Origin of the sequence: Rahnella sp. BCC 1045 (assembly GCF_019049615.1) — a bacterium.
Classification (GTDB): Bacteria; Pseudomonadota; Gammaproteobacteria; order Enterobacterales; family Enterobacteriaceae; genus Rahnella; species Rahnella contaminans.
The window spans coordinates 58,552-70,879 of record NZ_JAFMOZ010000135.1 but is presented as its reverse complement, the minus strand read 5'-3'; the positions used below and the strand labels follow the sequence as shown (position 1 = coordinate 70,879).

General features: G+C 52.3%; 9 protein-coding genes and 1 other RNA gene. 8 read left to right on the top strand and 2 right to left on the bottom strand.

Features of this window, described 5'->3' with window-relative positions; translation table 11 throughout:
• Positions 1-272: 272 nt before the first annotated feature.
• Positions 273-1,370 (top strand): AI-2E family transporter YdiK, encoded by a 1,098-nt coding sequence (gene ydiK / locus J1782_RS17725; RefSeq protein WP_152325712.1) that lies wholly within the window; start codon positions 273-275, stop codon positions 1,368-1,370.
• Positions 1,371-1,558: 188 nt separating this feature from the next.
• Positions 1,559-1,669: antisense sRNA RprA (rprA, locus tag J1782_RS17720), an RNA gene on the top strand.
• Between the two features lie 122 nt (positions 1,670-1,791).
• Here rprA and ppsA read toward each other — a convergent pair.
• Positions 1,792-4,167, bottom strand: coding sequence for a phosphoenolpyruvate synthase (gene ppsA / locus J1782_RS17715; protein ID WP_217153627.1), 2,376 nt, complete (start codon positions 4,165-4,167; stop codon positions 1,792-1,794).
• Between the two features lie 508 nt (positions 4,168-4,675).
• Here ppsA and J1782_RS17710 point away from each other — a divergent pair.
• The 6 genes from J1782_RS17710 to J1782_RS17685 all read left to right on the top strand — a co-directional run bounded on the left by J1782_RS17710 (position 4,676) and on the right by J1782_RS17685 (position 10,680).
• A complete protein-coding gene (locus tag J1782_RS17710; RefSeq protein ID WP_101077080.1) occupies positions 4,676-5,497 on the top strand; it encodes a pyruvate, water dikinase regulatory protein in 822 nt (273 codons plus the stop codon).
• A gap of 127 nt (positions 5,498-5,624) precedes the next feature.
• Positions 5,625-6,671, top strand: coding sequence for a 3-deoxy-7-phosphoheptulonate synthase (locus tag J1782_RS17705; protein ID WP_152325710.1), 1,047 nt, complete (start codon positions 5,625-5,627; stop codon positions 6,669-6,671).
• Between the two features lie 341 nt (positions 6,672-7,012).
• The gene (locus J1782_RS17700) at positions 7,013-8,047 is read left to right on the top strand and encodes a hemin-degrading factor (protein WP_217153626.1); all 1,035 of its coding nucleotides are present in this window, start codon (positions 7,013-7,015) and stop codon (positions 8,045-8,047) included.
• Positions 8,044-8,874 (top strand): hemin ABC transporter substrate-binding protein, encoded by an 831-nt coding sequence (locus J1782_RS17695; protein WP_217153625.1) that lies wholly within the window; start codon positions 8,044-8,046, stop codon positions 8,872-8,874. The genes J1782_RS17700 and J1782_RS17695 overlap by 4 nt, the downstream gene beginning before the upstream one ends.
• Positions 8,871-9,899 (top strand): iron ABC transporter permease, encoded by a 1,029-nt coding sequence (locus J1782_RS17690; RefSeq protein WP_165056888.1) that lies wholly within the window; start codon positions 8,871-8,873, stop codon positions 9,897-9,899. Before J1782_RS17695 ends, J1782_RS17690 begins: the two co-directional genes overlap by 4 nt.
• A complete protein-coding gene (locus tag J1782_RS17685) occupies positions 9,892-10,680 on the top strand; it encodes a heme ABC transporter ATP-binding protein (protein WP_152325707.1) in 789 nt (262 codons plus the stop codon). Before J1782_RS17690 ends, J1782_RS17685 begins: the two co-directional genes overlap by 8 nt.
• A gap of 64 nt (positions 10,681-10,744) precedes the next feature.
• Here the strand turns inward: J1782_RS17685 and J1782_RS17680 are convergent, their stop codons facing one another.
• Positions 10,745-12,199 carry a YdiU family protein gene (locus J1782_RS17680; protein WP_208951068.1) on the bottom strand — a complete coding sequence of 485 codons (1,455 nt, stop codon included), beginning with the start codon at positions 12,197-12,199 and terminating at the stop codon, positions 10,745-10,747.
• Positions 12,200-12,328 lie beyond the last annotated feature (129 nt).

The window sequence follows — 12,328 nt, the reverse complement described above, 5'->3', positions numbered from 1 at the left end:
GATCTGCGAGGCAGATCCACCCTGTTATTTACCCAGAATAAAAACTAACATACTTCGTTTTTAAGCGCTCCGTCTGGTTCGCCTTTGTTGCATTTGTTTCATGACACGCCGCAAAAAGCACGACTGGCAACAACGTGTTGCAACTAATTGTGTGCGGCGCTATCCAAAAGCAGCCTGATGTCCCATGCTTATTTATCGCTATCCCAATGTAGCTGTAGTTTTTAAGGCACAAGGCGCGTGCCTTACTTCGTTTATCCAAATGAGAAACATGAATGAATCTCCCAATTAAACGTTACGATTTGCCCCAGATTATGTTCGGGGTATTGTTCATAGCACTGATGACCATCGCCAGTATCTGGATTGTTCAGCCTTTTATTCTGGGCTTTGCCTGGGCGGGGATGGTGGTGATTGCAACCTGGCCGCTGATGATTAAATTACAGCGAATTCTGTGGGGACGGCGTTTCCTGGCCGTCATCGTGATGACGCTGTTGCTGATCCTGTTGTTCGTTTTGCCGATTGCCTTGCTGGTCAGCAGCGCAATTGAAAATGGCGCGCCGCTGGTGGGGATCGCCACCAATCCGTCGACCCTTCATATGCCGGATTTTCACTGGCTAAACTCTATTCCTCTGGTCGGCCATAAACTTTACAGCGGCTGGCATGCCCTCATTAACGGCGGCGGTAATGCCCTGATGAGCAAAGTCCAGCCTTATGTCGGGCAAACCGCTTCCTGGTTTGTCACGCAGGCCGGGCATCTGGGCCGTTTTATCGTCCACTGTTCTCTGATGTTGCTGTTCAGCGCGCTTCTTTATAGTCGTGGCGAGCAGGTCGCGATGGGCATCCGCCATTTCGCCGTGCGTCTGGCGGCAGAACGTGGCGATGCTGCGGTTATTCTCGCCGGCCAGGCAATTCGCGCCGTTGCGCTGGGCGTGGTGGTCACAGCGATTGTTCAGTCAGTGCTGGGCGGCATCGGCCTGGCAATAGCCGGTATCCCGTATGCAACGGTTTTAACCGTGGTGATGTTTGTTTGTTGCGTCGCACAAATCGGACCTTTGCTGGTGCTTATCCCGGCCATCATCTGGCTTTACTGGTCGGGTGATAATACCTGGGGTACGGTTCTGCTGGTTTGGAGTTGCGTCGTGGGCTCGCTGGATAACGTTTTACGCCCGGTGCTTATCCGTATGGGTGCAGATTTGCCTATGCTGCTGATTTTATCCGGTGTTATTGGCGGTCTGTTCGCGTTCGGGATGATTGGCCTGTTTATCGGCCCTGTCGTTCTGGCGGTATCTTATCGCCTGATTTCGCTGTGGGTTCACGAAGCGCCAGAACCGGATGCCGATCCGGAAGAAGCGCTGAAAGCACTCGATGAGTAATTGTTCCGCGAAATAATTTCATCCGGCGTTGTCTTGGATCTTAAAAGGCAACGCCCTCTTCTTTATTCCTCATTTCTTCTTCCTATTTTGAAACCTTCAAAACAATCCTTCTCATCTATTAGTATGAGAATAATATCTATTAGGACGATTCTTACAGACTAAATATCTCGAGAAATCTAGTATTATTAACAGTTCGGATTTCAACCCACTGATTTATATACAGGCTTTCCCCTGAGCCGGTATACCCCAAATTGCTGTGTGTAGTCTTTGCCTGTCTCCAATGACGGGCTTTTTTTTTATTTTTTTCTCCCCTGGAGATTAATTACGGCACCTCCATTTACCTGATTTAATTTTTCAAAAAAAAGGCCATTGCCCGAAAGCAACAGCCTTTATTTCATTTATTCAAACCTGAAGTATTTATTTACTTTTCAGCCAGCGCCAGCCAGGTCTGCACCACGGTATCCGGGTTCAGCGACAGACTGTCGATGCCTTCTTCCATCAGCCATTGTGCAAAATCCTGATGGTCAGACGGACCCTGCCCGCAGATTCCAACATATTTACCCTGTTTCTTAGCTGCTTTGATTGCCATTGAAAGCAAAGCTTTAACCGCTTCGTTGCGCTCATCAAAGAGTTCAGACACCACGCCGGAATCACGATCCAGCCCCAGCGCCAGCTGAGTCATGTCATTTGAACCGATTGAGAAACCATCAAAATGCTCAAGGAACTGATCGGCAAGTAATGCATTCGATGGAATTTCACACATCATAATGACCTTAAGGCCATTCTCTCCGCGCTTCAGCCCCTGATTTGCCAGTTCCTTCACCACAGCCTCAGCCTGCGCCACAGTTCGGACAAATGGGATCATAACTTCAACGTTGGTCAGCCCCATATCGTTACGAACCCGTTTCATCGCCTCACACTCCAGCGCGAAACAATCGCGGAAGCTGTCTGAAACGTAACGCCCGGCACCGCGGAAGCCCAGCATCGGGTTCTCTTCGTGCGGCTCATACTTCTCGCCGCCCACCAGATTGGCGTATTCATTCGATTTAAAATCGGATAAACGCACAATCACACGTTTTGGCCAGAACGCTGCGCCCAGTGTCGCGATCCCTTCCGTCAGACGGGCAACATAGTATTCACGCGGACTGTCGTAGCCCTGAATCAGTTTCTTAATTTGTTCCCGTAATTCCGGCGTCTGAGTATCGAACTCCAGCAGCGCTTTTGGATGGACGCCGATCATGCGGTTGATAATGAATTCTAAACGCGCGAGCCCGACGCCTTCATTTGGCAGACAGGCAAAATCAAAAGCCCGGTCCGGATTACCGATATTCATCATGATTTTCAGCGGCAACTTGGGCAGCTCATCGACTTCTGAGCTTTGCACCGTGAAGTCCAGTTCGTCCTGGTAGACATAACCGGTATCGCCCTCAGAACAGGACACCGTCACTTTCTGATTTTCTTTCAGTTTTTCAGTCGCATCGCCACAACCGACAACGGCAGGGATCCCCAGTTCACGGGCAATGATTGCCGCATGGCAGGTTCGGCCGCCACGGTTAGTCACAATGGCTGAGGCCTTTTTCATGATCGGTTCCCAGTCAGGGTCCGTCATGTCAGTAACCAGAATGTCACCCGCTTTCACATGATGCATTTCACTGATGTCATGGATGATTTTCACCGGCCCGGCACCGATACGATGCCCAATGGCCCGGCCTTCAACCAGAACTTTGCTGCTGCCATTGAGCTGATAACGTTCCATTACCTGACCGTTTGAACGTACGGTCTCAGGACGTGCCTGCACAATATATAACTTGCCGTTATTACCATCTTTCGCCCACTCAATATCCATCGGGCGGCCGTAGTGCTTTTCAATCAATAATGCCTGACGTGCCAGAGCCTGCACTTCGTCATCGGTCAGCGAGAAACGGGTGCTCAGTTCAGCCGGCACGTCTTCAATTTGTACCTGTTTACCGTGTTCCTGGCTTGGCGCATAAATCATGCGGATTTTCTTTGAGCCCATGGTACGGCGCACAATCGCAGGCTTATTTTTGGCCAGCGTCGGTTTATGCACGTAGAACTCATCCGGGTTCACCGCGCCCTGCACCACCATTTCGCCCAGACCATACGCGGAGGTGATGAAGACCACCTGATCAAAACCCGACTCCGTATCGATGGTGAACATCACGCCCGCCGCCGCGAGATCAGAGCGAACCATGCGCTGAACACCCGCAGACAACGCAACGCCGCGGTGGTCGTAGCCCTGATGTACGCGATAAGAGATTGCGCGATCGTTAAATAAGGAGGCGTAAACATGTTTCACAGCGATAAGAACTGCATCAAACCCCTGAACGTTCAGGAAGGTTTCCTGCTGCCCGGCAAAAGAAGCGTCGGGCATATCTTCCGCGGTGGCAGAGGAACGCACAGCAAAGGACGCATCCGGCTCACCTTCAGAAAGCTGCTGATAAGCTTCACGGATGGACTGTTCCAGCTCAGGCTGGAATGGCGTATCAATGATCCACTGGCGGATTTGCGTGCCCGCCTGGGTCAGTTGCCCGATATCATCCACATCTGTTTTGTCCAGTAATTCGTGGATCCGATGGTTAACGCCGCTTTGATCAAGAAAATCATTAAAAGCCTGAGACGTAGTGGCAAAACCGTTAGGCACGGAAACACCCAGATCAGACAGATTAGTGATCATTTCCCCGAGGGATGCGTTCTTACCCCCGACTTTATCAACGTCGTTCATACCCAGTTGGTTGTACCAGATAACATTGCGTAAATCGGGATCGAGATGAGCCATGAAACAATCCTTTCTTAATTTATTCACAGTAAAAGTCAGTAGGAGTGTAAAACCGGTCGTGCAATCGTTGCCTGAGGCAATTGGATGCCAATAAGCAACGTTGTCATTTCGAGACTAGCATAATGATCCATAAGACATAGACAGGTGAATCGATCCAGCAAATTAAACTATTTTCGTTTAGGAAAATTCCAGAACGCTAAAATTCTTCAGCAACACGACAACAACATAATCCCTTATGAATCAGTGAGAAGTGCGTATTAGTTTCGCAAGTAAATTAACCATAACAAAGTTGCTGAAGTATTGCTGACGCAATTCATAAAGCTGCGAGATATCGCGGAAAATTTAAAATGCCATTTCATTTATTACAGCCATTTTGCGCACTGTCTCGCAGGGATTAAAGGAAGGTAATGGTTAAGAAGAATTATCCTTTTTATTTCCTGAAATTCTGGTTATTACTTACGGAGTCCCGACAAGGGAAAGTGAACTGATATAAATTTAGGAGCAATGAGTGGACAGATGCGTGTTTTATATTTCCGATGGCACGGCGATTACCGCTGAAGTGGTAGGCCATGCCGTGCTTTCACAATTCCCGGTCAATTCGACGACCTACTCATTGCCCTTTGTTGAAAGCGAAGAACGGGCTCAGGCCGTCAGCCGCCAGATCAATGAGATTTTCGAAAAAACGGGCGCGCGTCCGCTGGTGTTCTACTCCATTATTGCGCCGAAGATCCGTCAGATTATTGAAAGCAGCGAAGGATTCTGTCAGGACATCGTTCAGTCCCTGGTCGCACCTCTTCAGAATGAGCTTGGCGTTGAACCGACACCGGTGGCAAACCGTACGCACGGTCTGACCGCCAGCAATATCAGCAAATATGATGCCCGTATTGCGGCTATCGATTACACGCTGGCGCACGATGACGGTATATCCCTGCGTAATCTCGATCAGGCACAAGTTATTTTGCTGGGCGTTTCGCGCTGCGGTAAAACACCCACCAGCCTTTACCTTGCATTACAGTTTGGGATCCGCGCGGCAAACTATCCGTTTACCGCCGATGATATGGATAATATTCAGCTTCCCGCCGCGCTGAAACCGCACATGCACAAGCTTTTCGGGCTGACGATTGACCCGGAAAGGCTGACCGCTATCCGTCAGGAACGGGTGGAAAACAGCCGCTATGCGTCATTACGCCAGTGCCGGATGGAAGTGTCTGAAGTCGAAGCATTATTTCGCAAAAATCAAATTCGTTATCTCAACAGTACAAATTATTCCGTTGAGGAAATTTCGGCGAAGATTATGGACAGCTTTGGTATGAGTCGCCGCATGTTCTGATTCATTTAATGATTTGGATGGCAGAACGTGCCGAGAGTGATTGAAATCATCTGTTTTTGCGTTATTGTGATCGCCATCACTTCCCGGTATTCCTGCCGCAGCGAAGAAACAAATTTTCGAGAACACCATGTCACAAACAGATGAACTGCGTACGACGCGCATCGACAGCCTGATTACGCCTCAGGCACTGGCAGACAAATTGCCAATCTCCCCGTCGGTCGCACAGCATGTAATGGAATCACGCAAACGTATTGAAAAAATCATCAGCGGCGAAGACCCACGCCTTCTGGTGATTGTTGGTCCCTGCTCTATTCACGATATTGAAGCTGCAATTGATTACGCTGGTCAGCTCAGCGTATTACGCGAAAAATATCAGGATCGTTTAGAGATCGTGATGCGCACCTATTTTGAAAAACCGCGAACCGTCGTGGGCTGGAAAGGCTTAATTTCTGACCCGGAACTTAACGGTTCCTGCCGCGTGAATGACGGAATTGAACTGGCGCGTAAAGTCTTGCTGGCCATCAATCAGTTAGGAATTCCAACGGCCACTGAGTTCCTGGATATGGTTATCGGCCAGTATATCGCCGACCTTATCAGCTGGGGCGCAATCGGTGCGCGCACTACGGAAAGCCAGATCCACCGTGAAATGGCTTCTGCGCTGTCTTGCCCGGTCGGTTTTAAAAATGGTACTGACGGCAATACGCGTATCGCCATTGATGCCATCCGCTCGTCACGCACCAGCCACATGTTTCTGTCGCCGGATAAGAACGGTCAGATGACCATTTATCGCACAGCGGGCAATCCTTACGGCCACGTGATTATGCGCGGCGGCAAAAAGCCTAATTATCACGCCGATGATCTTGAACAGGCCTGCCTGAGTTTGTCTGAGTTTGACCTGCCGCAACGTCTGGTAATCGATTTCAGTCATGGAAATTGTCAGAAGCAACATCGCCGCCAGCTGGACGTCGCCGAAGACATCTGCCAGCAAATCCGCAATGGCTCAACCGCCGTCGCGGGTATTATGGCCGAGAGTTTCCTGGCAGAAGGCACGCAACCTATTGTTCCCGGCAAACCGCTGGTTTACGGCAAATCCATTACCGACCCTTGCCTGAGCTGGGCTGACACTGAAACCCTTCTGTCGATGCTGGCTGAAGCGACCAATTCAAGATTCTGAATACCCCGAAGTCATCTTCTTAAGGGCAACATATGTTGCCCTTTTTAATGCCCGCTCCAGCGCAATTCTCCTTCCCTTCAAACGCTTCCAGTGACTTTCCCCGCGGCTTATCCTCCGTAAATTAAGGGGTTATCAGTGAATAATTACATTCCATCAACAAAAATTTTCTTGATGTGTTTGTGCAATGATTTGATAATGATTATCAAATTGATATTAATTCCTATTACCAGCAATGGAATTTGCTGGTCTCTGGTCCAAATATTTTTACAAATCATTCACATAACAACGCGATTTTTTATCTGCCTGATGGCAGATGACATTAAGACAACGAGGAGACAGCAATGCATTCAGTTCACTATCAGGACTATTTACAGGCCAAAGAAGCCAATCCCGGTAAATATGCCCGCGATCTGGCGGGAATTTTAGGTATCAGTGAAGCCGAGTTAACCTCTTTACGCGTTTCGCATGATGCAGTGAAACTGGATGTCGATGCCCGTACATTGCTGGCCGCACTGGAAAATGTGGGCGGGACAAAATCCATCACCCGCAATGATTATGCTGTTCACGAACAGCAGGGTCGCTATGAAAACCAGCATCTCAGCGGCCATGCGGGGTTAATCCTGAATCCGCGCGCGCTGGATTTACGTCTTTTCCTTCAGCACTGGCTGCACGTTTTCAGCATGTCTGAAAACACAGCCCGCGGCGTGCGCCACAGTATTCAGTTCTTTGATGCACACGGCGACGCGGTTCATAAAGTGTATAACACCGACGAAACCGACATGGCAGCCTGGGACGCGCTGATTGCCCAGTACAAAACTGATGTCAATCCTCCGCTGCAGATTGAACCGGTCGCGCCTGTGGCTCCGGCCAGCGTTTCTGATACCAGCAGCATCGATGCTGACTGGCGTGCAATGACAGATGTTCACCAGTTCTTCCAGCTTCTCAAACGCCATGATGTCACCCGCCAGCAGGCTTTCAAAGCAGTAGGCGACGATCTGGCATGGCGTGTCGAAAACGGTTCACTGACCCGTTTGCTGAACATCGCAAAAGATGATCAGAATGAAATTATGATTTTCGTTGGCAACCGCGGTTGCGTGCAAATCTTCACCGGCCAGATTGAAAAAGTGATGCCACACGGTGAATGGATTAACGTTTTCAACGAACGCTTCACCCTTCATCTGGTGGAAAGCGCCATCGCAGAAAGCTGGATCACCCGTAAACCGACCAAAGACGGCTTTGTCACCAGCCTGGAATTATTTGCCGCAGACGGCACGCAAATTGCACAACTGTACGGCCAGCGTACTGAAGGCACGGCAGAACAGACCCGGTGGCGCGAACAACTGGCACAACTGAGCAGCGAAGGCGTTGCCGCATGAAAACACCTCTGAAAGCGCTGATTGCCGCTGCGGCAATTTTGTCTGCACCCGTGCTCCACGCCGCAGAGAAACTGGTCAGTATCGGCGGCGATGTGACCGAAATTGTCTACGCCCTTGGGGCAGGCGATGAAATGGTGGCACGCGACAGCACCAGCCTGCGTCCGCAGGCGGTACTGAAACTGCCGGATGTCGGTTATATGCGCCAGCTCAACACCGAAGGGATCCTGTCCATGCGCCCTTCGATGGTGCTGAGCAGCGAGCTGGCAGAACCTTCACTGGTTTTACAGCAACTGGCACAAAACGGCGTGAAGGTCATTCGCGTGCCGGGCACGGCTTCTGTCGATACCGTACCTAAAAAGATTGAAGTGATTGCAGACGCGCTCAACCGTCAGGCGGAAGGCGCAAAGCTGATTGCCACGTACCGTTCTCAGCTTGATGCCATCCATCACAATGCTTTGCCGGTAAAAATTCTGTTTGTCATGAGCCACGGCGGAATGTCGTCTATGGCAGCAGGCCAGAATACGGCGGCTGACGCGATGATCACGTCCGTAGGTGCGAAAAATGCTATGCAGGGGTTCAGCCGTTATCGCCCTCTTTCGCAGGAAGGCGTCATTGCCAGCGCTCCGGACATTTTATTGCTGACCTCCGACGGCGTGAAAACGCTGGGCGGCATGGATCAGGTCTGGAAATTACCGGGGGTTGCCATGACGCCGGCAGGCAAAAATAAGCGCGTTTTAGTGCTTGATGATATGTCGCTGCTGGGCTTTGGCCTGCAAACGCCGGTCGTTATGGCACAACTGCGTCAGGCGGCGGAACAAGCGAAATGAGCAGCATGAGCCCCCCAATGCCGTCCCGACGCCGTTCTCCTGTCTGGGCGCTGATCGGCCTCGGTGGTGCTCTGCTGGTACTGGCTATTCTGGCAGCCAATACCGGGGCGATGGCGTTGTCACTGCGTACCTTGTTAATGCGGCCTTTTGACGACGGGTTATGGCAAATCTGGCTGACAGTTCGTCTGCCCCGCGTGCTGCTGGCCGTAGTGGTCGGCTGCGCGCTGGCCTGTTCCGGTGCTGTGATGCAGGGTTTGTTTCGCAACCCGCTGGCGGATCCGGGTTTGCTTGGGATCAGCAGCGGCGCGGCGCTGGCAGTGGCACTGACTATTGTCATGCCGCTGTCGCTACCGCCGGTTCTGGCACTCTACGGTCACATGTTCAGCGCCTTTGCGGGAAGCCTGGCAATTTCGGCCATCGTCTTCGCGCTGAGCCGTTTCGGGCATGGCGGGTTGTCGCGTTTACTTCTCGCCGGCATTGCCATAAACGCCCTGTGTGGCGCAGCCGTTGGCGTTCTGACTTACGTCAGCGATGACCAGCAGCTGCGCCAGTTTTCTTTGTGGAGCATGGGCAGCCTCGGACAGGCGCAATGGCCAACGCTGGCGGTTGCCGCATCGTTAATTCTGCCCGCCTGCGTGGCGACATTATTCATGGCGCGTCGCCTGAATATTTTGCAGCTCGGTGAGGAAGATGCGCATTACCTTGGCGTTAACGTTCGCCGCACGCAGTTGCAATTATTGCTGCTGAGTGCGCTGCTGGTGGGCGCTGCGGTCGCAGTTTCCGGTGTTATCGGCTTTATCGGTCTGGTCATTCCTCACCTGCTGCGCATGCGGCTGGGTGCAGATCATCGCTGGTTATTACCGGGATCAGCCATGGCCGGAGCCTGCCTGTTATTACTGGCAGACACGCTGGCAAGAACGCTGGTCGCACCGGCTGAAATGCCGGTGGGCCTGCTGACCAGTCTTCTGGGTGGCCCGTATTTCTTATGGTTAATTTTACGGCCCGGAGTGCCGCGCAATGTCTGATCTCACTTCATTGCTGGTTGCGGAAAATTTGTCCTATTCCGCCGGAGGTCGTCGCTTAATTGACGACGTATCACTCAGCCTGAAAAGCGGCGAAATGGTCGCGCTGATCGGACCAAACGGCGCGGGGAAATCCACGCTGATGCGCATGCTGACAGGTTATCTGACGCCGCAGTCCGGGCATTGTACATTACAGGGAAAACGGCTGGCCGACTGGACATCGAAGGATCTTGCCCGCACCCGCGCGGTGATGCGCCAGAACAGTACGATGGCGTTCGGTTTCAGCGTGCGTGAAGTGCTGACGCTCGGACGCTCACCGCACGGCCAGCAAAATATGCAACATGCGATGAACGAAGTGATGCAGCAGACCGGTTGTATGACGCTGGCAGAACGCGATTATCGCCATTTGTCAGGCGGCGAGCAGCAGCGGGTGCAGCTTGCACGCGTGCTGATTCAGCTCTGGCAACCTGCCCCTGCTCCGCGCTGGCTTTTTCTGGATGAACCGACGTCGGCGCTCGATTTATACCATCAGCAACATGCATTGCGCCTGTTGCGCGAGCTGACCCTGAAAACGCCATTGTCGGTATGCTGCGTGCTGCACGATCTCAATCTGGCGGCGCTGTATGCTGACAGGATAATTTTGCTGCACAGCGGTAAAGTTGTTGCCAGCGGAACACCGGCTGAAGTGCTGAGCGAAGAAACGCTGAGCCGCTGGTATCAGGCCGATCTGAACGTCTGCGCGCATCCGGAAACCGCTTTACCGCAGGTTTTCCTGCGTCAGTAAACACGGCCTCAAAACAAAAATGCCACAACACCGTTTCGGGTATGTGGCATTTTTTAACTGCGCGTTAGCTGGAGCAGGAAATTTCCAAATGTTTTCCCCAGTCCGGCGGTAATGCCGCCATCGCATCGTATTGCGGAGCATCGCTGTAAGGGTCGAGAAGCGCCTCATGTAGCTGTGTCAGCGCACTGATATCGTCTTTTTCCGCCTTTTCAATCGCCTGCTGCGCCAGATAATTACGCAAAATGATCCGCGGATTACTTTGCTTCATCGCCTGCTGACGGGTCTCATCGTCGATATTCTCCGTCTGCAAACGCTCGCGATAGGCCTGATACCAGCTGTCAAACGCCGGGCGATCAATGAATTCATCGCGTAACGGGGATTGCGCCTGTTGCTGTTCCACATGGCTGAGCAGTCGGAAAGTCTGCGTGAAATCCCTGCCTTCTTTCGCCATCAGGCTGAGCAATCCGGTCAGCAAATCGTTATCCCGTTTATCTTCCGTGAAGAAGCCCAGCTTGCCGCGCATCAGCGTGCCGTAGGCTTTCATTAACGCCGGTTCGTAACAATCCAGCGCTGCCTGTAATTGTTCGTTGCTCATCAGGCCGGACAGCGTTTGAGCCAGCCGGTGAAGGTTCCAGTACGCCACCGCAGGCTGGTTATCGTAGCTGTAGCGTCCCTGATGATCGGAATGATTGCAAATGTAGCCCGGCTGGTAGTCGTCCAGAAAACCGTAGGGACCGAAATCAATGGTCAGGCCGAGAACCGACATGTTATCGGTGTTCATTACGCCGTGCGCAAACCCGATACTTTGCCACTGCGCAATCAGCGCGGCGGTTCGCTCAACCACATCGGAGAACCATTGCTGGTAACGCCGCGTCGCGTCCGGCTCGCTTTCCGGCAACTGAGGCCAGTGATGGGCGATTACGTAATCCGCCAGTTGTTTCACCTGTTCGGGCTGTTTACGGTAATAAAAATGCTCGAAATGGCCGAAGCGGATATGACTTTCAGCCACGCGCATCAGCATTGCGCCGCGTTCCGGCTGTTCACGAAAAACAGGTTCGTCGCTGGTCACGATCGACAACGCGCGGGTCGTCGGCACCGATAAATGATGAAGCGCTTCGGACGCCAGGAACTCACGGATCACCGAGCGCAGCACGGCCCGGCCATCGCCCATGCGTGAATAAGGCGTCAGACCCGCGCCTTTCAGATGCCAGTCAAAGCGTTGTCCTGAAGGCAAAACCTGTTCACCGAGTAAAATCCCGCGGCCGTCGCCCAGTTGTCCGGCCCATTGCCCAAACTGATGTCCGCTGTAAACCTGCGCCAGCGGCAACATGCCCGGGAAGAATTTTTCACCGCACCAGAACTCCCGGTGCTCAGCATCAAAGAGAGTGTCATCCAGCCCAAGCTGGCGGGCCAGCGGTTCACTGTGGTACAGAAGGCGCGCGCCTTTCAGCGGCGTGGGCTGAAGCGCGGTATAAAAACCGGGTAACTGGTCTGCGTAATGATGTTCGAATTGCGGCATAAATCCCCCTTTTCTTTAGTGTAGGGCGGCATCGCGGTGATTAACACGGAGTAATAACAGGGAGATTGCGGAGCGCGGAAATGAAAAATCCCGGTGCAGCAGGCGCTGACCGGGATAATGGCACCAGAA